The sequence below is a fragment of the Streptomyces sp. NPDC002092 genome (assembly GCF_053593775.1).
Genome location: NZ_JBSFDG010000022.1, coordinates 14,048 through 35,791, shown reverse-complemented (window position 1 = coordinate 35,791; position 21,744 = coordinate 14,048). Strand labels below are relative to the sequence as shown.

The 21,744-nt window shown below is 71.9% G+C and carries 22 protein-coding genes; 8 read left to right on the top strand and 14 right to left on the bottom strand.

Annotation, left to right across the window (positions count from 1 at the left end):
• Window positions 1-19: 19 nt before the first annotated feature.
• The gene (locus tag ACWCRD_RS37995) at window positions 20-496 is read right to left on the bottom strand and encodes an Lrp/AsnC family transcriptional regulator (protein ID WP_030931193.1); all 477 of its coding nucleotides are present in this window, start codon (window positions 494-496) and stop codon (window positions 20-22) included.
• A gap of 195 nt (window positions 497-691) precedes the next feature.
• Here ACWCRD_RS37995 and ACWCRD_RS37990 point away from each other — a divergent pair, with 195 nt between their 5' ends.
• The 3 genes from ACWCRD_RS37990 to ACWCRD_RS37980 are packed head-to-tail and all read left to right on the top strand — an operon-like array spanning window position 692 to window position 3,704.
• Entirely contained in the window at window positions 692-2,185 is a 1,494-nt protein-coding gene (locus ACWCRD_RS37990; protein ID WP_450970248.1) for an FUSC family protein, read from the top strand.
• Window positions 2,186-2,234: 49 nt separating this feature from the next.
• Window positions 2,235-2,621, top strand: a complete 387-nt coding sequence (locus ACWCRD_RS37985; protein WP_450970247.1) for a nitric oxide synthase oxygenase — start codon at window positions 2,235-2,237, stop codon at window positions 2,619-2,621.
• A 48-nt stretch (window positions 2,622-2,669) separates the two neighbouring features.
• Window positions 2,670-3,704, top strand: a complete 1,035-nt coding sequence (locus tag ACWCRD_RS37980; protein WP_450970246.1) for a lactonase family protein — start codon at window positions 2,670-2,672, stop codon at window positions 3,702-3,704.
• Between the two features lie 236 nt (window positions 3,705-3,940).
• On the opposite strand, the gene ACWCRD_RS37975 is transcribed toward ACWCRD_RS37980, so the two are convergent.
• The 4 genes from ACWCRD_RS37975 to ACWCRD_RS37960 form a co-directional block, all read right to left on the bottom strand.
• On the bottom strand, window positions 3,941-4,864 hold the full coding sequence (locus ACWCRD_RS37975; RefSeq protein ID WP_450970245.1) for a sirohydrochlorin chelatase: 924 nt from the start codon (window positions 4,862-4,864) through the stop codon (window positions 3,941-3,943).
• A gap of 119 nt (window positions 4,865-4,983) precedes the next feature.
• The gene (locus ACWCRD_RS37970) at window positions 4,984-6,012 is read right to left on the bottom strand and encodes an N-acetylglucosamine kinase (protein WP_450970244.1); all 1,029 of its coding nucleotides are present in this window, start codon (window positions 6,010-6,012) and stop codon (window positions 4,984-4,986) included.
• Complete coding sequence (locus tag ACWCRD_RS37965) at window positions 6,009-6,686, bottom strand: uracil-DNA glycosylase (RefSeq protein ID WP_450970243.1); 678 nt, start codon at window positions 6,684-6,686, stop codon at window positions 6,009-6,011. Before ACWCRD_RS37965 ends, ACWCRD_RS37970 begins: the two co-directional genes overlap by 4 nt.
• Before the next feature lie 73 nt (window positions 6,687-6,759).
• Window positions 6,760-7,845, bottom strand: a complete 1,086-nt coding sequence (locus ACWCRD_RS37960) for a WD40/YVTN/BNR-like repeat-containing protein (protein WP_450970242.1) — start codon at window positions 7,843-7,845, stop codon at window positions 6,760-6,762.
• Between the two features lie 280 nt (window positions 7,846-8,125).
• Here ACWCRD_RS37960 and ACWCRD_RS37955 point away from each other — a divergent pair, with 280 nt between their 5' ends.
• A complete protein-coding gene (locus ACWCRD_RS37955; RefSeq protein WP_450970241.1) occupies window positions 8,126-8,710 on the top strand; it encodes an Rv1733c family protein in 585 nt (194 codons plus the stop codon).
• 219 nt (window positions 8,711-8,929) lie between these two features.
• Window positions 8,930-9,757, top strand: a complete 828-nt coding sequence (locus tag ACWCRD_RS37950; protein ID WP_450970240.1) for an MIP/aquaporin family protein — start codon at window positions 8,930-8,932, stop codon at window positions 9,755-9,757.
• Window positions 9,758-9,795: 38 nt separating this feature from the next.
• Here ACWCRD_RS37950 and ACWCRD_RS37945 read toward each other — a convergent pair whose 3' ends face one another.
• Entirely contained in the window at window positions 9,796-10,005 is a 210-nt protein-coding gene (locus ACWCRD_RS37945; protein WP_450970239.1) for a hypothetical protein, read from the bottom strand.
• On the opposite strand from ACWCRD_RS37945, the gene ACWCRD_RS37940 reads away from it, so the two are divergent.
• Entirely contained in the window at window positions 9,980-11,149 is a 1,170-nt protein-coding gene (locus ACWCRD_RS37940; protein WP_450970238.1) for an MFS transporter, read from the top strand. The two genes, ACWCRD_RS37945 and ACWCRD_RS37940, sit on opposite strands and share 26 nt — an antisense overlap.
• Before the next feature lie 54 nt (window positions 11,150-11,203).
• On the opposite strand, the gene ACWCRD_RS37935 is transcribed toward ACWCRD_RS37940, so the two are convergent.
• From ACWCRD_RS37935 to ACWCRD_RS37910, 6 genes are all read right to left on the bottom strand, one after another.
• Window positions 11,204-13,087, bottom strand: a complete 1,884-nt coding sequence (locus ACWCRD_RS37935; protein ID WP_450970237.1) for a phospholipase C — start codon at window positions 13,085-13,087, stop codon at window positions 11,204-11,206.
• Between the two features lie 205 nt (window positions 13,088-13,292).
• On the bottom strand, window positions 13,293-14,516 hold the full coding sequence (gene efeB / locus ACWCRD_RS37930) for an iron uptake transporter deferrochelatase/peroxidase subunit (protein ID WP_450970236.1): 1,224 nt from the start codon (window positions 14,514-14,516) through the stop codon (window positions 13,293-13,295).
• Window positions 14,513-14,713 (bottom strand): hypothetical protein, encoded by a 201-nt coding sequence (locus tag ACWCRD_RS37925; RefSeq protein WP_450970235.1) that lies wholly within the window; start codon window positions 14,711-14,713, stop codon window positions 14,513-14,515. Before ACWCRD_RS37925 ends, efeB begins: the two co-directional genes overlap by 4 nt.
• The gene (locus ACWCRD_RS37920) at window positions 14,710-14,886 is read right to left on the bottom strand and encodes a hypothetical protein (protein ID WP_450970234.1); all 177 of its coding nucleotides are present in this window, start codon (window positions 14,884-14,886) and stop codon (window positions 14,710-14,712) included. The genes ACWCRD_RS37925 and ACWCRD_RS37920 overlap by 4 nt, the downstream gene beginning before the upstream one ends.
• Complete coding sequence (locus ACWCRD_RS37915; protein WP_450970233.1) at window positions 14,883-16,112, bottom strand: EfeM/EfeO family lipoprotein; 1,230 nt, start codon at window positions 16,110-16,112, stop codon at window positions 14,883-14,885. The genes ACWCRD_RS37920 and ACWCRD_RS37915 overlap by 4 nt, the downstream gene beginning before the upstream one ends.
• A gap of 202 nt (window positions 16,113-16,314) precedes the next feature.
• Window positions 16,315-17,997: a DNA alkylation response protein gene (locus ACWCRD_RS37910; RefSeq protein WP_450970232.1), complete on the bottom strand. Its 1,683-nt coding sequence runs from the start codon at window positions 17,995-17,997 to the stop codon at window positions 16,315-16,317.
• 71 nt (window positions 17,998-18,068) lie between these two features.
• Here ACWCRD_RS37910 and ACWCRD_RS37905 point away from each other — a divergent pair, with 71 nt between their 5' ends.
• On the top strand, window positions 18,069-18,827 hold the full coding sequence (locus ACWCRD_RS37905) for a PaaX family transcriptional regulator C-terminal domain-containing protein (RefSeq protein WP_450970231.1): 759 nt from the start codon (window positions 18,069-18,071) through the stop codon (window positions 18,825-18,827).
• A gap of 63 nt (window positions 18,828-18,890) precedes the next feature.
• On the opposite strand, the gene ACWCRD_RS37900 is transcribed toward ACWCRD_RS37905, so the two are convergent.
• Window positions 18,891-19,694, bottom strand: coding sequence for a pectate lyase (locus ACWCRD_RS37900; RefSeq protein WP_450970230.1), 804 nt, complete (start codon window positions 19,692-19,694; stop codon window positions 18,891-18,893).
• Between the two features lie 29 nt (window positions 19,695-19,723).
• Window positions 19,724-20,701: a pectate lyase family protein gene (locus ACWCRD_RS37895; protein ID WP_450970229.1), complete on the bottom strand. Its 978-nt coding sequence runs from the start codon at window positions 20,699-20,701 to the stop codon at window positions 19,724-19,726.
• Between the two features lie 529 nt (window positions 20,702-21,230).
• On the opposite strand from ACWCRD_RS37895, the gene ACWCRD_RS37890 reads away from it, so the two are divergent.
• A complete protein-coding gene (locus ACWCRD_RS37890) occupies window positions 21,231-21,743 on the top strand; it encodes a hypothetical protein (protein WP_450970228.1) in 513 nt (170 codons plus the stop codon).
• Window position 21,744 lies beyond the last annotated feature (1 nt).

Sequence of the window (21,744 nt, the reverse complement as noted above, 5' to 3'; positions counted from 1 at the left end):
GCAGCGCACCAGGGCGAGGTCATTTGCGGGCCGCGCGGCCGATCGACTCGACCAGCGGCAGCAGCCGCTGCGGGACACGCTCACGCAGCGCCACCTCGGTCCGGGTGCGGACGACGCCGGGCAGGCTGATCAGCTTCTGGATCACGTCCTCCAGATGGGCGTTGTCGCGCGCCACGACCCGGGTCAGCAGGTCGCCGCCGCCCGTGATCGAGAAGGCCTCGACGATCTCCGGCACGGAGGCCAGCGCCTCACCCACGTCGTCCAGATGCCCCTGGGTGACCTCGATGTGCACGAAGGCGAGCACCGGGTGGCCGAGCGCGGCGGGGGAGAGCGTCGGGCCCGTACCGGTGATCACGCCGTCCCGCTCCAGCCGGTCGAGGCGGGCCTGCAGGGTGCCGCGGGCGACGCCCAGGATCCGGGCGTACTCGCGCACGCTCGTGCGCGGCTGCTCCATCAGCAGCCGCAGGATGCGGGTGTCGAGCTCGTCGACGGCCATGGTGCCCGGCCTCCTCGTGCATGGTCCGTTGGCACGCTCATGGCCGCCGACGGACCGATATGTCTGCGCCAATGGCCCAGCATATCCGAGGCCGCTTGAGCCAGCCGACGCCTTGATGCTGCAATGTTCCCGTCGATGGCGCTGCGGACCCCGCGGCGCCTTTGTCATGCCAGTGATGTCGAGGGGTGGGAAGCAGTGCTGAAGAGGGTGTTCGTGGCGCCGGATCCGGGGCGGATGCGGCTGCGCTTCGCCGCGCGGGCCGTCCTCGGCATCGCGCTCGCGGTCGTCGTCTGCTCCCTGGCCGGCCTCTCCCTCGTCGGTGCCGTCACCGGCGGGCTGGCCGCGCTGCTCGCCCTGTTCACCGTCACGGACGCCACCGTCCGCGGGCAGGCCGTCACCACCGTGCTGCTGCCCGCCGTCGGAATGCCCGTGCTCGCCGCCGCGGCCGAGCTGCACGACCATCCCGTGGCCCGCGACCTCACCTTCCTCGCCGTCATCGGCGCGGGCGTGTACGCGCGCCGCTTCGGGCCGCGCGGGCACAGCCTCGGCGTCTTCGCGTTCATGACCTTCTTCGTGGCGCAGTTCCTGCACGCCACCACGGACCGCCTGCCCGAGCTGTACGCCGCCGTCCTGCTCTCCGTGCTCAGCGCATCCGCGGTCCGCTTCGGCCTGTGGTGCTACGAGGCCAGGCTGCCCCCGGCACCCGTGCCCGCACCGCCCGCCGGCACCGGCCTGGCTCGCGTCACCACCCGCCAGGCCGTCCAGGCCACCGCGGGCGCGGGCTTCGCTCTGGTCGTGGGCCAGCTGGTGTCCGGGCAGCGCTGGTACTGGGCCGTCGGCGCCACCTGGTGGATCTTCGTCAACACCGCCTCGCGCGGCGAGACCCTGGTCCGCGGCTTCCGCCGCGTCCTCGGCACGGTGATCGGCATCGGCCTAGGCCCGCTGATCGCCGTCCCCCTGCACGGAGCCGCCCTCCCCACGGCCGCGCTCCTCGCCGTCTGCGTCTTCGGCATCTTCTACACGGCCGCGGTGTCGTACACCTGGATGATGCTCTGGGTCACGCTCCTCGCCGAACTCCTCTACGGCCTCCTGGGCGTGCTGAACCCGGGCCTGCTCGCCCTGCGCCTCGCGGAGACCGGCGTCGGCGCACTCGGCGCCGTGCTCGCCGTGCTCTTCGTCCTGCCCGTCACCACGCACTCCATCACCGACGCCTGGATCCAGCGCGCCCTGCGCTGCGTCCACGCCTGCACGGCAGAGGCCGCCGCCCGCCTCGCGGGCTCCACGGCCGCCGACCCGGCGCGGCGGATCACGGAACTGGAGCAACTCCTCGGCCGCGTACGGCTGTCCGTCGCCCCCCTCGTACACCCGCTCAACCCGGTGCTCGGCCGCAAACGACGCGCCCGCCGGGTGCTGGACCTGCTCGACGACTGCGCCCGCGAGACCCGGGGCCTGGTCGCGGTCGCCGCCGACCCGGAGGCCTCCCACGACGCCCGACTGGCAGCCGCCTGCTGGCGCGTCGAGGCGGCGGTGGAGGCGCTCACCGGTGGCGGACACGCCCGCCTTGACATCGCAACCGAGGTCCCCGCGGCGGAACCCGCGCTGGCCCACCTGCACGGCCTGGAACGGGCCCTCGCGGAACTGGCCACACCGCTGCGGACGCCGCCGGGTTCGCCGCTCGTGGGGGCGTGAGCCCCCGTCCCGAGGCACTTGTGTGCCGTGCGGGAGCGGTGCGTGTGCAATGTCCGTCGCTCAGCCGGAGGTTCCGCAGGGTGCACCCCAGGACGCAGCCCGCGGTATCGCGCCTGCTCACGCCGAGATCGGCCTCGGCACCCCCTTCGACGTCCTGCCGCTGATCGTCCAGAGCGCCGGCGACGACTGGCCCGACTGGTTCCGCATACCGAACGGCGCGCTCCTCGAAGTCGACCTCACCCACCCCGAATACGGGTGGTGGCACAAGCTCGCCCCGCGCCGGCACGCGGTTCCCGCGCTCGCCGACATGTGCCCGAAGAACGGCGGGATCTGGTGCCCGGCGGCGCCCTTCAACGGCTGGTACATGGCCATCGGCAGCAGACGCCTCGGTTGCGGCCTGGTCAAATACCCCGCGTATGGTCTAGACCGCTGGTGATCGACTGCTAACGTCGCCCCGACGGCACAGAACCGAGAGGGGACAGCGGTGACAGACGGCGACGGGCGGCGACGGCGGGCCTTCATCGGGTCGTTCACGGCGGCGGGAGGCCCCGGGATCGTGACCGCGGCCGTTGCCCCGGACAGCGGTGCGCTGACCGCGCTGAGCAGCGTGGACGGCGTGCCCGACCCCTCCTACCTGGCAGCGGCGCCCGACGGCCGGACCCTGTACGCGGTCAGTGAGACCGCCGAAGGGGCGGTGGCCGTCTACCGGGTGACGGGGAACCGGCCGGAGAAGGCCGGGGCGCCGGTCCCGGTCGGCGGCAACACCCCCACGCACCTCAGCGTGTTCGACGGGCACGTTCTGACCGCCAACTACGGCTCCGGCAGCGTCACCGCGGTGCCCGTCCGCTCCGACGGCACCCTCGCCGGTAGCGCCTGCGATGTCCTCCAGCACAAGGGCTCGGGCCCGCACACCCTGCGCCAGCAGGGGCCGCACGCGCACCAGGTGCAGCCCGACCCGAGCGGGCGGTGGGCCGTCAGCGTCGATCTCGGCACGGACTCGGTCCGGGTCTGCACGCTGAACGGCGGCCACCTCGAAGTGCACCGGGAGATCGCCCTGCGGCCCGGCTCCGGACCGCGCCACCTGGCCTTCCACCCGGACCGCACACACGCGTACGTCCTCAACGAACTGACGCCGACGGTCACCGTCTGCCACTGGGACGCGGTGACCGGCTCCCTGGAACCGCTGACCGAGCGGCACGTGCTCCCCGGCGCCCCGACCGGCGACGCCTACCCGTCCGGCATCGTCGCCTCCCCCGACGGCCGCTTCGTGTGGACCGCCACCCGCGGTGAGGACGTCCTGTCCACGTTCGCCGTCGAGGGCGACGAGCTCCGCCTGATCGGCACGGTCCCGTGCGGCGGCCACTGGCCCCGCGCGATCGCCGAGTCGGAGGGATTCCTCTACGTCGCCAACGAACGCTCCGGCGAGGTGACCTGGTTCGCCCTCGACCGCGCCACGGGCCTGCCACGCTACGAGGGTTCCTTGGCGGTCCCTGCCGCGTCCTGCGTGGTCTTCGCCTGAAGGCAGAGGCGAGCGCCCCGAAGGGGCGCGGGGCTGTATCGATATGCGGCTCGCCGCGCGGGCGCGACCGGCCACGACGCTGCCGCAGACGATGGACGGCATATCGCCCCGCGGCGGTGACGCGCATCGGCCCGGCCCGCGGAGCGCTCCGCAGCCAGGCGCACGGCGAAGGGCCCGCTCCGGTGGGTGCATGGAGCGGGCCCTTCGATGTCCGTGCCGTCGTACGGTGCCGGGCCTCAGCGGACCGGCGCCCCCTGCGGCTGCGGCGGAGCGATGCCCAGCGCCGTCGTGTACTTGGCCAGCGCGAGCTTGCCGATCGCCGGGTACGGGCCCAGCGCCTCGGCGGCGGAGCAGCCCGCCTCCTTGGCCGCCTCCTCGACCAGGCCCGGGTCGATCTCCGGCCCTATCAGGTACGGCGCGAGCGCCAGCTGCTGCGAACCCGAGCCACGCAGCTGCTCGGCGACGGCCGCGATCGAGCCGTCCTGGTCCAGCGCCGCCGCCATCACCGGCACGGCGAGACGTGCGGCGAGCAGCATGCCGGTGATCCCGGCCGCCTGAACGGCCTCGTCACCGCCCACCGAGGCCAGGATGATGCCGTCCGCCGCCGTCGCCACGGTGAACAGGCGGGCGCGGTCCGCACGGGCCAGCCCGGCCTCCGACAGGCGCACGTGCAGCGCCTCGGCGAGCAGCGGGTGCGGACCCAGCACATCGGTCAGGTCGGCCGCGACGCGGCTGTCCATCACGGCCTGGCGGATCCGGCGCAGCAGCGCGCCGTCGGGGCCGGCCAGCAGCGGCACGACGACGGCGACGGGGCCGTCCGGCTCCTTGACGTCCAGGCCGGCGGCGCGGGCGTGCTCGAAGCGGGCGGCACGCTCCTCGGACGCGTGCGCGAGCACGGCCTGCACCGTGGGGAACTCCGTCTCGTCCCCGTCCAGGTACCCGATCCGCGCATCGAGGCCGGGCAGCTCGGAGCGGGCGATGCTCACGACCTCCTCGGCGAGGCTGCGCGTGGGGGCGCCGGGAGTGCCCGGCACCGCGAGGACGAGCGCAGGCGCGCCCTCAGGAGCCGCCAGCGGCTCGGGTCGGCGGTGCCGCCCGGGCTGGCGAGGTCGCGGCATTCGTACTGGCAGGCCGGACGCGGGCCCAGTGGGGGAGCTCATGGCGACGCATGTTACTGGCTTCCTGGGCTCCCCTGTTCGGGGAGGGTGCAGGTGAGCGGTTTCTGTCCCATTTTGTCTGATGAGTTACATACGGATCAGAAGCTGGGGGCGTACGGTGATCAGCCGTCGTCGCCGGTCACCACGCTCAGCATCGCTTCATCACTCGGGAGAGTGAGCGTTCCGGCTGCGAGGTCGTCGGCGATACGCACCGAGCCGGCCAGCGGATCGCCGGCGGCCGGCACCAGCGGTGCGTGCGGCAGCCGCTGCGACAGCTCTTCCGCGAGGGGGGCGAGCAGCGGGTCGCCCATTTTGAACAGGCCGCCTGTTAGGGCCACTTGAGCGTCTCCCGCGGGCGGGCAGACCGCGACCGCAGACTCCGCCATGTGCCGGGCCGCTGCGCGCAGAATGCCCGCGGCAACCGGGTCTTCGCCGGCGCAGGCGGCCACCTGGGGTGCGAAGGAGGCGAGCACCGCGGGCCGGTCCTGGCGCGGGTAGAGCCTGCCCGGCAGCCCCGGCATCGGACCGAACATCTCCTCGGCGCGGGCCAGCAACCCGGTCGAGCCGCCGGGTCTTCCGTCGAACGCGCGAAGGCCCGCCTCCAGCCCGGCCCGCCCGATCCAGGCGCCGCTGCCGCAGTCGCCCAGCAGATGCCCCCAGCCGTCCGCGCGGCGCCAGCGCGTCAGGTCCGTACCGATGGCGATCAGGCCCGTCCCGGCCGCGACCACGGCGCCTGGGCGTGGCCCGAGGGCGCCGACATAGGCGGTGACGGCGTCGGCGACAAGGGCGACGGAGCGGATGCCGAACTCCCGGCCCAGCGCACCGGGGAGTTCGGCACGCAGGGCATCGCCGAGGGAGGCGAGCCCGGCGGCACCCACGACGGCCGTACTCAGTGCGCAGACACCGGTCTCTGCGGTCAACGCCCGTGCCATCGGCACCAGTTGGGCCATGAAATGGCCCGGATCGATCCCCCGGGCTCCGGTGCGCACCGGTTCCCGGGACTCCCGGTGGGCCGGCGGACCGCCGTCCGTGCGCTTGACGACGACCCGTAGACCCGAGCCCCCCGAGTCGACCGCGAGGATTCCGGTCGCGCCCGCCCGCGCCCCCTGCTCCGCCGCGTCCGAACCCGATGCGTCCCCCGCACCGCTCACGGCAGACGCCAGTCCACCGGCTGTCCGCCCTGTCTGATCAGCAGGTCGTTGGCCCGGCTGAAGGGACGCGAGCCGAAGAAGCCGCGGTCGGCCGACATCGGGGACGGGTGGGCGGACTCCACCGAGGGGAGGCTGCCGAGCAGCGGGCGCAGATTGCGGGCGTCGCGGCCCCAGAGGATGGACACCAGCGGCTTCCCGCGTCCGGCGAGGGCGCGAATGGCCTGTTCGGTGACCTCCTCCCAGCCCTTGCCGCGGTGCGCGCCCGGCTTGCGCGGCGCGGTGGTGAGCGCCCTGTTCAGCAGCAGCACGCCCTGCCGTGTCCACGGCGTCAGATCCCCGTTGGACGGCTGGGGCAGGCCCAGGTCGGTGTTCAACTCCCGGTAGATGTTGATGAGACTGCCCGGCAGCGGACGCACCTCGGGCGCCACCGAGAACGACAGCCCCACCGCGTGCCCAGGCGTGGGGTACGGGTCCTGGCCGACGATCAGGACGCGTACCTCGTCGAAGGGTTGCTGGAAGGCCCGCAGAACATTCGCTCCGGCCGGAAGGTAGGTGCGCCCCGCGGAGATCTCCGCGCGCAGGAAGTCCCCCATCTCGGCGATCCGTCCGGCCACCGGTTCCAGGGCCTTCGCCCAGCCCGCTTCGACGATTTCATGCAACGGTCGTGGTGCCACGGGCGTCACCCTACTGCCGCATGGGCAGCGGAGATCAACCGGTGGCCAAGGCCGTGCGCTCCCCCCGCAGCACTCATCCGATCACCGCGGCCCGCACGCACAGCACATCAGGCAGATGCGAGGCCAACTGCCGCCAGCTGTCGCCGTCGTCGGCCGACGCGTACACCTCGCCGTTGCGGTTGCCGAAGTACACGCCCGCGGGGTCCGCTCCGTCGGTGCACAGCGCGTCGCGCAGCACCGTGCCGTAGTGGTCCTCCTGCGGCAGGCCCGCCGACAGCGGCTCCCAGCTCTTGCCCGCGTCGGCCGTGCGGAAGACCCGGCAGCGGTGGCCGGCGGGCACCCGGTCCGCGTCCGCGTTGATCGGGAACACATACGCCGTCTCGCCGCGGTGCGGGTGGGCGGCCACGGCGAAGCCGAAGGTGGACGGCAGCCCTTCACCGATGTCGCTCCATTGTCCGCCCGCGTCGTCGCTGCGGTACACGCCCCAGTGATTCTGCAGATACAGCCGGTCCGGGTTGGCCGCGTCCCGCGCGACCTTGTGCACGCACTGCCCGAACTCCGGGTTCGGATCCGGCAGGAACACCGCGGAGACACCCGAATTGGACGGTGTCCAACTGGCCCCGCCGTCACTGGTCCTGAACACCCCCGCCGTCGAGACGGCGACCGTCACCGCCCGCGGGTCACGCTTGTCGGTGAGCACGGTGTGCAGCCCCTCACCACCGCCGCCCGGCACCCACTTCGAGCGCGTGGGGTGCTCCCACAGGGGGCGCACCAGCTCGAAGGTCTCCCCGCGGTCCTCCGAGCGGTACAGAGCGGCCGGCTCCGTGCCCGCGTACACCACGTCCTGTTCCGCGGCCGCCGGGTGCAGCTGCCACACCCGCTCCAGCGAAGCCCCGGTGTCCTTGGGGAACTTGACGGCCGGCCGGGCCGGTTCCGTCCAGGTGCGGCCCAGGTCGTCGGAGTGGAACACGGACGGGCCCCAGTGGGCGCTGTCGCCGCCGGCCAGCAGACGCGGACGGTCGCCGCGGGTGTCGACCGCGACCGAGTACACGGCCTGCGCGTTGAAGTAGGGAGTCTCGTCGAACTCCCATGCGCCACCTCGCCGACGCCCGATGAACAGGCCTTTGCGCGTGCCCACGGCGAGCAGTACCTCGGTCATGCCCCATCACCTCCGCTGTGTCTGTGACGGCTCTGTCCCAGACATCGGCCAGTCTGCACCCCACCACTGACAGACACCCCTGGGATCGGTATCGCCGCAGGTCAAAGCGGTGTCGGCGGATCGTGAGGCGATGACCGGTCCCGTTGGCGAAGACGCCTGCGCGAGCGGGGTGACGCATGCGGCCGGCGAGTCGGCGGAGCCGACCTGAGCATCCGGCGGCCTTCGCCCGTATGGGAGGGAGGTTCCGGATGATCGTGCGCTCATGAGGAGGATGCCTTCGATGGCGTTCCGTGGTCCGAAGGTGTGGCTGTGGCGCTGGCGGCGCAATCCGCTGAGGCGTCGCACCGACGCGGTGGAGGCGTGGGTCGTTCTCGGTACCTGGCTGGTCACCGTCCTGGTCGGCGTGCTCGCGGGTCTGACGGCCACCAGGTCGGTCGAGGACGGTCTGGCCCGCGAGCGCATGGAGTGGCGGCAGGTCGCGGCGCGGCTGACGGAGAAGGCACCCGGTTCGGCCTCCGACCACCCCGCCACGTTCAGCGGCGACCGGGTGTGGGGAAACGTGCGCTGGACCACGCCGGACGGCACCACGCACACCGGACAGGTCCGGGTCGACCCCGGCAGCAGCGCCGGCACGGCGGTCACCGTCTGGACCGACCTGCAGGGCCACCTCGTCACCAAGCCCGCCACCGCTGACCAGGCCCAGCTGCGGTCCTCGCTGATCGGCGCCCTGGTGGGCATGAGCGCCGCCGCGGTGCCCTTCGTCGGAGGGCGTGTCCTGTGCGGGCGCCTGGAACGCCGCCGCATGTCGCAGTGGGACACGGAGTGGGCCCGCTTCGGACCGCTGTGGGGGCGCAAGACGAGCTGACGAGGACGCCTGCCGACAGAACCGCCGGGACTCGTCGCGCTGCGGGTTCCGGGTCCCTGTGCCATCGTCGTAGGTGACGCTCTCGAAGCGGCCCACACAAGGCGTTGGCTCAGGGCGGAAGTGGTGGCGGTTACTCCAGTTGATGCTGGGCCCCTGGACGCCTCGCGCCGGACAACTACCCTCGCGGACACAACCATTTCTGGCGGAAGGCGGTGCCTCATGGCGGAGCAGACTTCCAGAGGGGGACTGGTCGGCGAACTGTCGGCGGAGTTCCTGGGCACCATGATCCTGATCCTCTTCGGCTGCGGTGTGGTCGCCCAGGTCGTGGCCGCCGGGATCGGAGACCACGACAGCATCGCCTGGGCCTGGGGCCTCGGCGTGACCATGGGCGTCTACGTCGCCGCCCGGCTCAGCGGCGCCCACATCAACCCGGCCGTCACCCTGGCCCTGGCCTGCTTCAAGGGCTTCGAGTGGAAGAAGGTCGGGCCGTACTGCGTGGCGCAGACCGCGGGCGCTTTCGTCGCCGCGCTGCTGGTGCGCTGGAACTACACCGAGGTCCTCGCCAAGACCGACCCCGGCCACACCATCAAGACACAGGGCGTCTTCTCCACCCTTCCGGGCAACGGCGCCCTGCCCGTGAGCGAACTCGGCGCCCTGCGCGACCAGGTGATCGGCACCGCCATCCTGGTCCTGGTCATCTTCGCCGTCACCGACCTGCTCAACACCCCGCCCGGCGCCAACATGGCCCCGTTCATCATCGGTCTCCTGGTGGTGGCGATCGGCATGGCCTGGGGCACCGACGCCGGCTACGCCATCAACCCGGCCCGTGACTTCGGGCCGCGGCTCGCCAGCTTCATCACCGGGTACGGGACCGCCTGGCGGGACCAGTACGGCAACATCTACTTCTGGGTGCCGATCGTCGGGCCTCTGGTCGGCGGCGTGGTCGGTGCCGCAATCTACAAGTTCTTCATCTCGCCGTTCCTGACCGGTGAGGAGGAACAGGAGCCGGGCCGCATCCCGACACCGGACGGCGAACACATGGACTAGCGGGCACGGCCCGCATCGAGCCGGCCGGGCGGCGGCCTTCACCAGGAGGGCCCGTCACCCGTCCGGCCGCTCTCGGCCCGACGCGTGCCGCTACCGTCGTACGCAGCGGTGTGCGCCCGTTCGCGCAGGGCGACGAAGTCCCGCACGCCGGGCGAGGAGCACCACGGCATGGCCGGGTGGGGCAGCAGGACTACGCCCAGGGACGCGGCCGCCGGGCCGGGGATGCGGCCGTGGCGGTTCGTCGTCACGTTCGGCACGGTCAGCCTGCTGGCCGACTTCGTCTACGAGGGCGCCCGCTCCGTCACCGGCCCGCTGCTCGCCTCGCTCGGTGCGTCCGCCCTGGTCGTCGGCGTGGTCACCGGCGTCGGAGAGGCCGCCGCGCTGGTGCTGCGGCTGGCCTCCGGGCCGCTGACCGACCGCACCCGCCGCTTCTGGGCGTGGACGATCGCCGGATACACGCTCACGGTGGTCTCCGTACCGGTGCTCGGTCTGGCCGGGGTGCTGTGGCTGGCGAGCGCGCTGGTGATCGCCGAACGCGTGGGCAAGGCGGTGCGCTCACCGGCCAAGGACACACTCCTGTCGCACGCCACGGCCGCCACCGGGCGCGGCCGCGGCTTCGCCGTCCACGAGGCGATGGACCAGGTCGGAGCGCTGATCGGCCCGCTGGTGGTGGCAGGGGTGCTGGCCGCGACCGGTGACGACTACGCGCCCGCGCTGGGCGTCCTGGCCGCTCCCGGCGTCGCCGTACTGGTCCTGCTGGTGTGGCTGCGTCACCGGGTGCCGGATCCGGCCGGCTACGAACCCGAGCCGGAACCCGCGGTGACGGGGGAACAGGCGGGCAGGGCGCGGTTGCCGCGCACCTTCTGGGTGTATGCCGCCTTCACGGCCGCGACACTGGCGGGGTTCGCGACCTTCGGTGTGCTCTCCTACCACCTGGTCGAGCGGCATCTGCTGCCCACCGCAGCGGTGCCGGTGCTGTACGCCGCCGCCATGGGCGTCGACGCGCTCGCCGCGCTGGCCACCGGCTGGGCCTACGACCGGTACGGCGCCCGTACGCTGGCCGTCCTGCCCGTGCTCGCCGCCGGTGTGCCCCTGCTGGCCTTCACCGACACCGCCGGCCTGACCGTGGCCGGCGCACTGCTGTGGGGCGCCGCCATGGGCGTACAGGAGTCGACTTTGCGGGCCACCGTCGCCGACCTCGTCCCGCCCGGTCGCCGCGCCACCGCGTACGGCCTGTTCGCCGCCGTCGTAGGCGCGGCCACACTGATCGGCGGCATCCTCGCGGGAGCCCTGTATTCCCGCTCGATCCCGGCGCTGATCATCGTCACCGTGGCCGTCCAGGCCCTGGCGCTCGTGCTGCTCGCCGTCACCCGCCCGGCGCGTACGTCCTGAAATGCGGGGACGGTCCGCGGGCGAGTGCCGGCGGACCGTCCGGTGCAGACTCTCCTAGCTCGCGGCCTGCCCGATGCGCCGCCTGCGGCGGTGCAGGGCGAACGCGGTGCCGGTGGCACCCGCGGTCAGCAGACCCGCGGCCAGGGCTATCGGGAGCGCCGGGGAGGCAGAGCCGGTGTCGGCGACGTTCTGCGCCTTGAGGTCCTGGACGTAGGGCGGGTAGGCGCCCTGCGCGGAGGCGGCGGTGACCGTCCCGCTGTGGTGCGGGATGCCCTTCACGGATTTGACCGAGCCGTCCGAGTTCAGCAGCACCTGCTTGTTGTTGGGGTGCTTGAAGTCGAACAGGCCGCTCAGGGTGCCGGAACGCCGGTCGAAGGAGGCGTCACCGATGCGGCCCGTGTGCCAGTTGTTCTCGATGAACCGGGTGATCGACGCCTGCTCGGTGGCGGTGTGGTCGATCGAATTGACCCTGCTGTACGGGGAGATGACCAGCAGCGGCTGCCGGGTGCCGGGGCCGCAGCGGTCCGCGTAACCGCCGGCCGCGGCCGGGCCGGACTGGCAGGCCGGGCTGTCCAGGGCCTTGCCGTTGGAGCCGACCGTGGAGTCCTTGGAGCCGTTGAGCACCTTGGCGGCCACGTGGTCGTACCAGCCGTCGGAGTCGTCGTAGGCGACGACGACCGCGGTGGACTTCCACTGCGGCGACTGCTGCAGCGCGTTGATCTCCTTGACCAGGAAGTGCTGCTCGTCGATCGGGTCCGAGTAACCGGCGTGACCGTCCTGGTACTCGGCCGCCTTCAGGAAGCTGACCGCGGGCAGGCGGCCGGCCTGGAGGGCGGCGTCGAAGTCCGTCAGGTCGTAGTTGTGGTTGGCCCGGCCGGAGTGTCCGATCTCGGCGATGCTCTTGGGGGCCAGGTGGTGCGGGTTGGACGTCGACTTGTAGTACTCGAACGGCGAGTGGTGCGGGCTGTAGTCCACGGACGCCGCGCCGCCGACGTTGGCGTGGGTGGTGCCGCCGCACTTGGCGTAGTCGCCCTGCTTGCCGTCCCAGGCGGTGCTGGGCCGGAAGCCGCCCTGGAACCAACCCCAGCTCACGCCCTTGGAGTTGAGCAGGTCACCGATGTTCTTGCCCTGCATGACCGCCAGCGCGTTGGTCGACGTGTGGTCCTTGTCCGAGCAGTCGTCGAAGGCGGGGTCCGGGTCGTTGACCAGCGTGCCGACGCCCTTGGCGTCGGGGGAGAGGACCGTGTACGGGTCCGGCTTCGTGGTCTGCTTCGGGTTCTCCGTGCCGGAGGCCGGGTCGACGGAGATCACGCCGTGGGTCTGGCCGGAGATGAGGTTGAGCGCGCCGGGTGTGGAGGGGCCGTAGACCGAGCTGAACGACTTGTCGTTCAGCGCGTAGTGCTGGGCGTAGTTCCACAGCGCCGTGACGGTGTTGCCGTCGTAGTAGTCCATCACCAGGCCGGGCTCGCCGAAGAGCCCGCTGCACTTGTTGACCTCGGTGTTCTCGACGTACTTGTCGGCCTTGCCGCCGTCGGCCGCGTACTGCTCGGGGCCGTAGGAGTGGTTCTGGTCGCAGGTCATGGCCTGCGAACTGGCCAGCCGCCTGGGCTTGTAGAGGTTCGGGTTGTTCTTCAGGAGCCCGGCGTTGAGGAGGTTGTCGGCCTTCGGGGTGTGCGGCACGGCCTTGAACTTGGTGCCGTCGGTGTTGGCGGCCTTCGGATACGTGGCGAAGTAGTGGTCGAACGAGTTGTTCTCGTCGTAGATCACCACCAGGTGCTTGATCGGTGTGGCGGTGTGCGCGCCGGAGTGGGCCTGAACGCCGGAGGCCGCCGAGGCGGGGACGGCACCGCCCGCGCTTGCCAGGGCGGCCGCACCGAGCAGGGCGCCTACGCGCGTCAACCCGCGCCGCGCCCTTGGGGTTCTACCTGTGCCGATCATGCTGTCTCGCCTTCCGGAAGCACCGAATTCCACTGCAATTCCACCGAATCCATGGCCACGGAATCCGTGGCCATGACATCTACGGCTGGATCCTGGGCCATGGTGGCGGCGGGGCGGGGGAGTGGCAATGACGCGTCAGCGAATCTTCGGTCAGGAAATCCTCATTGTCTCTTGGCATGCTCTTGACCGGAAGGGATGGGCGGGATCACGTCAGCAGCGCGCGTCCCAGCCAGTCGGAGCCGTCCCGGACGCCGGGCAGGGCGAAGAAGTAGCCGCCGCCGAACGGGGTGATGTAGTCGACCAGCGGCTCGCCGGCCAGCCGCTTCTGCACCGTCTCGAACTGGCGGGCGACGTCCTGCTGGTAGCAGCAGAACAGCAGGCCCATGTCGAGGTTGCCGTTGCTGTCCGTACCGCGGTCGTAGTTGTAGCCGCGCCGCAGGATGCGCTGGTCTTCGGTCGCGCCGGTGCGCGGATTGGCCCGCCGGATGTGGCTGTCCAGGGGGATCACATCGCCCTGGGGGTCCTGCGGGTAGTTGGGGGCGTCGGTCTCGTGACGTCCGTCCAGGGGTGCGCCGGTGTCCCGGGCGCGGCCGAACATCCGCTCCTGCTCGGTGATCGAGACCCGGTCCCAGAACTCCACCAGCATGCGGATCAGCCGTACGACCTGATAGCTCCCGCCCACGGCCCAGTCGGGCTCGCCGGTGCCGCTGCCCACCCACACCAGGCGGTCCATCGTCCGGGCGTCGCGCCGGTCGGGGTTGGCGATGCCGTCCTTGAAGCCCAGGTGGTTGCGGGGCGCGCCCGAGGGGCGGGGCGGGCTGATGAAGCCGTCCATGCGCCAGCGCACCTGCATGCCACCGCGGGTGTGCCGGGTGAGGTCGCGCAGGGCGTGCAGCACGGTGTCCTGGTCGGCGGCGCACAGTTGCACGCTCAGATCGCCGTGGCACCAGGCGGCATCCAGGTCGTCGTCGGGGAACGACGGCATCGTGGTGAGCCGGTGGGGCCTGCGGGAGCGCAGGCCGTAACGGTCGTCGAAGAGCGAGGCGCCGACGCCCACGGTGACGGTCAGGGCGTCCGCGGGGACGTCCGGGCCGAGGGTGCCGGAGTCGGCGGGCGGCCCGGTGATGCCCAACTCCTCCGGGCTGCCCCCGGACGTCAGGAACCGGGCCCGGTCCGTCAACGTGCGCAGAAGATCCGCCAGTTCGCCCCGGTTCTCCGCGGTCGCGTCGAAGGCCACGAACGCCGTGGCCCGCTGCGCCGGAGTGACGATGCCCGCCTGGTGCCGCCCGTGAAAGGCCACCCGCCCACCCTCACGGACCGGCCCGGCGGCGGACGCGACCTGACGATCGGCGGCCACAAGCCCGACCCCGGCAGTGGCGGCCGCAGCGGCCAGCAGGCCGCGGCGTGCGATGTCGGGGGGCGGGGTCACGCGGTACTCCGTATGTCGGTGGAGGCGGTCCTGGCGGGGGGTTGCTCGACTGCCGCGCCCAGGTGCGTGTCGATGGTCTTGCGGTGGGTGCGGAGTTGCGCGGCGGGGGAGGTGGCCTGGTGGCCGGCAGTCATGAGCCCGGCCCCGGCCGTGGCGGCCAGGGGGCCGTGGGGTGCGATGTCGGGCGGCCGGTTCACGTGGGTCTCCGTGTTTTGGAGGGGGCGGACGCGGTGGAAGCGGCTTGGCGGTCGGTGGCGCGGAAGGCGGTTCCGGGCGCGGCGGCCAGGGGGCCGCGCCGTGCGAGGTCGGGCGGTGTTCCGGGCGCGGCGGCCAGGAGGTCGGGGCTGGTGATGGCCGGCTGCGGGGTCACGCAGTCCTCCGTACGTCCGTGAGCGTGGCCACGGCGGCGAGGTGCTCGGCCAGTTCGCTCAGGTCTGCGTCGAGCTTCTCCCGCTGGGCCCGGGGGAGGCGGTCCAGCGGTGTCCAGCGGCCGTCGTGCTCGGCGGCGTCGAGCGTGTGCCTGGCCCGGGTCATCCAGGAGTCCAGTTCGGACAGGCCCTTGTCGCGGGTCTTCAGCAGTGGACGCAGATAGCCGAGCAGCACGCCGGTGCCGTCGAGGTTGGCGCGGGCGGTGGCCAGATTGGTGCCGCTGCCGTAGTCGGTACGGCCCGTCAGCTCGAACTGCACGGTGTTCTCCACGATCTCGTGCGCGCGCAGACCGACGTCGGCCGGATCCATCCGCTGGTCGGGCCAGCCGTCACGCAAGGCGTGCACGGCCTTGGCGAGCCGGTCCGCCGGCCCGCGCAGGCTGCTCGCCGACTCGCCGTGCCACAACCCGTACTCGACCCGGTGGAACCCTGTGAAGCCCGCGTCGTGCACCCCGCCGGACAGTCCCGCCGTGGTCCTGTTGATCGCCGAGTCCGCGTCACCGAAGGTGCCGTAAGCGGCGCCCATCCGCTCGTACACCAGATGTGCGGGAAGCCAGGCGGCGCGGGCGGCCGAGAGGTCCCCGCGGTCGATCGCGTCGCGCAGCGCGTCCGTCTTGTCCGCCAGCTCGACCGTGCGGGCCCCGATCCACTTCTGGTAGGCGAGCGTGGGCGGGATGAGCTGCTGCTGGGTCACCGGGAGGGCTGCCGGACCGCTCCGCACGGTTCCGCCGGTGATGTGCACGGTGGGGCCGGTGACGGCGTCGGCGTCGTCGGGCAGGCACTTGAAGGCGTATGCGCCCTTGCCGAGCGTCACCCGTATCGGGCGCTCCGTGCCGGGGGCCAGCCCCTCGACCTCGCCGTAGACCGCGCCCGTCTTCGCATCGGTCAGATAGACCTCGGCCGCCGAGCCGGAGGTGTTGCGCAGATCGAAGACCTGACGGCCGGGTTCGGGATGCGTCCAGCCGCGGCCGCAGGCGGCGGACGTGACCTCGACGGTCGTGTGCCGCAGCCCGTTCGCGGTCCTGGCCGGATGCTGTCCCCCGCCGGAACCCCTTGCGGCCAGAAGACCGGCCGCCAGCACAGCCACGGCCGCGAGGGCTCCGCCCGCGAGCAGCGCGGTGTGCCGCCGGGCCCGGGGAACGGGTGGACCGGATGCGGTGTCGGGCATACCGGCCCTCCTGATAGTCGTACGAACGAGTCGGCGCCGAATGATCCTAAGCAGGCCGCAGGACCGCGACAGCGTTCCTGACCGGTTTCTGACCGGAGGAAGAGCCAGAATTCGGCCAGGGTTCACCCGCCCGTCCCGCAGGGTGGCCGCGTCTCACCTGCGAAGAACCCTGGTCGACGGCGCCTCCGCATGCCACGTCGGCTCAACCTCCGCCCGGCAGCGCCCGCTCCAGCACGGCGTCCAGATCGGCGGCGTCCGGCAGTGTCCCGAAGGCATGTCCCCAGTCGCCGCCCAGCCGGGTCGCGCAGAAGGCGTCGGCGACGGCGGGCGGGGCGTGCCGGACCAGGAGCGAGGCCTGCAGGGTCAGGGCCATCAGCTCCACCAGGCGTCGGGCACCGGACTCGGACCCGGTGGCCAGCAGGCCCTCGAGCCGGACCACGGCGGCATCCAGCCGCCCGTCCGAGCCCCGCGCCAGGGCGAGCTCGTCGAAGAGCGCCTGCGCGGTACCGGGCTCACGCCGGAGCGCCCGCAGCACATCAAGAGCGTTGACGTTCCCGGAGCCCTCCCAGATCGACAGCAGCGGAGCCTCGCGGTAGTGGCGGGGCATACCCGACTCCTCCACGTACCCGTTGCCGCCGAGGCACTCCAGGGCCTCCGCGGTGAAGGCCGGGCCCCGCTTGGTCACCCAGTACTTGCCTACGGCGGTCGCGATCCGCCGGAACGCCGCCTCCCCCGCGTCCCCGCGCACCGCCCGGTCCGCGGCACCCGCCAGCCGCAAGGTGAGCGTCGTCGCGGCCTCCGACTCCAGCGCCAGGTCCGCCAGCACATTGCGCATCAGCGGCTGGTCGACAAGCCGCGCCCCGAACGCGCTGCGGTGGCGCACATGGTGCCCCGCCTCGACGAGCGTCTTGCGCATCAGCGTCGCCGACATCATCACGCAGTCGAGCCGGGTGCAGTTGACCATCTCGATGATCGTCTTGACCCCACGGCCCTCCGGCCCGACCAGCCAGCCCACCGTCCCGTCGAACTCCGGTTCGGAGGAGGCGTTCGACCGGTTGCCCAGCTTGTCCTTGAGCCGCTGGATGCGGAAGGTGTTACGGCTCCCGTCGGGCAGGATCCGCGGCACCAGGAAGCACGACAGACCCCCTTTGTCCCTGAGCGGGGACGCCTGCGCCAGCACCAGGAAGACATCACACATCGGCGCCGACGTGAACCACTTGTGCCCGCGCAACCGGTACACGCCCGGCTCGGCGGTCGGCCACGCCGTGGTCGTGTTCGTACGGACGTCGGAGCCGCCCTGCTTCTCGGTCATCCCCATGCCGGCGAGCAGACCGCGCTTCTCGGTCGGCACCCGCAGCCCCGGCTCGTACTCCCGGCTGGTCAGCAGGGGCTCGTAGATCTTCGCCAGCTCGGGCTGGGCCCGCAGGGCGGGTACGGCCGCGTATGTCATCGAGGTGGGGCAGCCGTGCCCGGCGTCGGTGTGTCCCCACACCAGCCCGCCCGCGGTACGGGCGACATGGGCGCCGGGCCGGTCCTCCGCCCACGGTGTGGCGGCCAGGCCCTCGGCGACCGCGGTCCGCAGCAGATGGTGCCAGCTGGGATGGAAGTCGACCTCGTCGATGCGGTTGCCGTAGCGGTCGTGCGTGCGCAGCACCGGCTCGTGGACGTTGGCCTGCTCGGCCCACTCCTGCGCCTCGGCGCTGCCGGCCCGCAGGCCGAGCCGCCGTACGTCCTCCTCGGCCCATCCGGCGCCCTCCCGGCGCAGGCCCTCCAGCAGGGCCGTGTCCTCGGAGGCGTCGTACGGCGTCAGGGCGGGCGGCTGGTTGGTGACGTCGTGCGTGGCGTACTGCCGGTGAGGCTGCGCGGGCGCGGGTGTCGAGACCATGCAGCAGTGTTGCATCCTTTCTGCGGCCGTAGCAATGTTGCAACAACAGCCCGCACGTAAAGTACCTGCCCATGCGGATGAACATGTCGGCGCAGCCCGGCGAGGTCGACCTGCCGCCGCTGTCCGCGCGGTCGGTCGTGCTGAGCCTGCTGCTGGGCACGCACCCACCGGAGCTTCCGGTGAAGGAGCTCGTCCGTGCGGTGGAGCCCTTCGGCGTCGGCGGCTCCACGCTGCGTGCCGCGCTCAGCCGGATGGTGGCCGCCGGTGACCTGCGGCGCACCGACGCCGTCTACCGGCTCAGCGACCGCCTGCTGGCCCGCCAGCGACGCCAGGACGAGGCGGTGGAGGCCCGCACGCGCGCGTGGGACGGCGACTGGGAGATGGTGGTGATCACGGCGACGGGCCGCGGCCCCGCCGAACGCGCCGACCTGCGCACCCGGTTGACCGCTCTGCGCCTGGCCGAACTCCGCGAGGGCGTCTGGCTGCGCCCCGCGAACCTCAGCCGTTCCCTGCCCGGCGATCTGGAGCAGGTGGCCCAGTCCTACACCGCCCGCCCCGCCCGGCCGGCAAGCGAACTGGCCGCGCAGCTGTGGCCGTTGGACTCCTGGGCCGAAACCGCCCGATCCCTGCTCGCCCGTGTCGCCGAGGCGCACCGCCCGGCGGAGCGCTTCACCGCCTTCGCCGCGGTCGTCCGCCACCTGCTCGCCGACCCCGTGCTGCCGCCCGAGCTCCTTCCCGAGGACTGGCCGGGCGCGACCCTGCGTGCCGCGTACGCGGCGTACCAGGGGGAGATCACCCGCTCGATCGGCGCTGGATCGATCGGAACCTGACGCGACGCCGGCCGTACGAAGCGCCGTGCGGGCGCGCTTCGTACGGCCGGTCTTACCGTGGGCCTACTTGTAGGTGATGTCGGACGACGCGTACTTGCAGTACGTGCCGTCGGGGCCCGAGCCGTTCTTGGGCGGCTCGGCACCGGTGTTGTTCCCGATGTACTTCTGGCAGGGCACGATCTTCTTGCTGCTGTCCCCGACGATGGTGATCTTCTTCAGGGTCGCGCTGTCGCCGTAGTTGGTGTTGATGCCGACAAGGGCGAGGCCCTTGTAGGTCGCCTCGATATTGCTGAGGTTGATGGTCCGCTTGTACTGCGTCTTGCAGTTGCCGCAACTGCGCACCAGCTTGCCGAAGTTCTGCACGGCGAAGCCGGACACATTGAGCGTGCCGGCGCCGTTGAACTGGAACACCTTGTCGCTGGCTTCCTTCGCGCCGCCGCCGGAGACGGTGTAGACGTTGGACGACGAGGAGCCCTTGAAGGTCGCCGCGTCCTCGCCGACGTCCTCCCACCACACGTTCTGCAGCGTGCAGCTGCCCTCGCAGTGGATGCCGTCCGCGGCGGGCGCGCCGATGATGACGTTCTTCAGGACCGTGCCGGCCGCCAGGTCCAGGATCGGGTCCTGGTTCTCGCTCTGGCCTCCGGTGCCCAGGTCTCCGCTGCCGTAGAGGCGCTTCATCCCGTAGTCCTTGGTGCCGGAGAGCTTGATGGTGGCGGTGACGGCCTGGCTGCCGTTCGCGGTGGGCCAGGTCGCGGCGCTCGCGGGCGAAACGCCATCCGTCATGATCATGCCAACCGAGAGGCCGAGTGCGGCCAGGCCTCCGGCGAGTGCGCGCCGGCGGGCGCGCGGAAGTGCTGGTGAAGTCATGTCCCGATGCCTTCCTCCGGTGGCGGTGGTCAGAGCTTTCCGGCGCCCGCGCCGCCGGTCACCGAGGCGACCACGGACGAGGCGGGCTCCGCGCTGAAGCTGTAGGGCGGGCTGGTGAAGGTGCCGACCTGCGAGATCTCGGTGGCGGCTCCACCGAGGTCGTTTCCGCTCAGGTTGGCGTAGCCGTCCTTGTCGCTGTCACGGTTGGTGGTGACGGCGACCTGGGTGCCGCGGAACACGTTGTTCTGCACGAACATCTGGGCGCCCATGCGGGAGTGCACCGCCGTTTCGGCGCCGACGACGTAGTTGTTGTAGAAGTGCCCGGTGCCGAACCGCAGGCTGGGGATGCGGGAGTTGACGTTGTTGAACCAGTTGTGGTGGTACGTCACCCGCAGATGCCCGGTGTCCTCGCTCGCGTTGCTGTCGCTGTGCCCGACGAGCGAGCCCTTGTAGTGGTCCTTGAAGGTGTTCCAGGAGACGGTCACGTAGTCGGAGGCGTGTGTGATGTCGACCAGGCCGTCGTAGTAGTCCTTGCCGTGGTCGCGGTCCGAGGACAGCGAGTTGTGGTCGATCCACACCTTCGTCGAGGCCTGGACGGTGATGGCGTCCGTCTTGACCGCCTTGCTGAGGTTCAGATTGCGGATGACGACGTTGGACACCTTCTTCAGGCGCAGCCCGCCGCCGGTGAACCCGGAGGAGGAACCGACGCCCAGGACCGTGGTGTTGGAGCCGATGTCGACCTGGCCGCTCAGCGAGATCAGGCCGCTGACCTTGACGACCTTGGCCGTGCTGCCGGAGACCGCCGACTTGAAGGCGCTCAGCGTCGAGACGGTCACCGCGGTGGCGCTGCCGCCGCCGGTCGTCCCGGCCCCGAACCCGACCGGCGAGGACTCGGCCGCTCCGGCCGACTGGGGAAGCGTCAGGGCGGACACCGCCGCGAGGGCGGCCGCCGCGGCCACCACGAGGGCGGCCCTTTGCGTGTGTGTACGTGGGGGATGAGTACGCATGCGGGTGCGTCCCTTCAGGAGGACTTGCTCGATCGTGTACGTGCACGATGTGCGCGATGCTGAACTCCGCGCGCGAGCGGAGTGGCCGAACAGCCTGTAACGGGCGGCCGCCGGTCACACTGCTGAACGGAACGTAGGGGGCAAGCGCTTTCTAGTCAACGCTTTGCGCAGAGGACATCAGGGGAGCCCTGGTGAGGGGCAAGGGCTTGTCTCGAAGTGTGCGGGCGGGGGCGACAAGTGGTGGGGGAGCGCTTCCAGCACGGTCGTGTCCGCGCTGGTGCCCTTGCTCACCGCGGTGACGGCGGCGAACGCCTCGTGCGACGGCACCCTCGCCCCGGGCGCGAGCGTCACCATCGGCCACCGGCCCCGGCTGCCTTCACGCTCAACGGGACGGGCTGCACGAGCGTGATCAGCCTCTCCTCGGGGCCGGCAGGAATGTCATCTCGGCACAGCGAGGGCGGGTGACGTCGCGTTTCGCGGGAACCCGGTGCGCGAACGAACGGCGACGTCATACGAGGTGAAGAGAGCTGTGGACACGCAGCAAGCGTCGACGACGCTGCTCGAGCCGCTGCGCACCGCGGCCTCGGCGCTGCGCCGGGTGTCCGGTGCGCGAGCCGTGACCAGGGCCACCGAAGGAGCGCTGGACCGGATCGGAGCCGCCTCGCCGCAAGAGCGTCGGATTGCCGTGCACACCGGAGCCGGGCTGCTCGGCGTCGCCGGTGTCGTCGAGTGGCCTGTCGACCTGACCGGAGCAGCCGTGGCCCGACTGACCCGGCCGAAGCCGCAGGGCCGGCGGAGCACATCCGCCGGGGACGGGCGCGCGACGTCCTGCACACACGGCAGGGCGGCCGCGACACAGACCAGGAAGCCCACGGCACCGGCCAAGAAGGCAACGGGCCCGGCCAGGAAGTCCACGGGTCAGAGCGCGAAATCCAACGGTCCGGCCAGCAGGCCCACCGGGCGGAAGAACGCGCCCGCCGGTCGCGGCAAGTCCACCGCCCGGGACGGCTCGACGGGCCGCCGCAGCAGCGCAACCGGCTGAG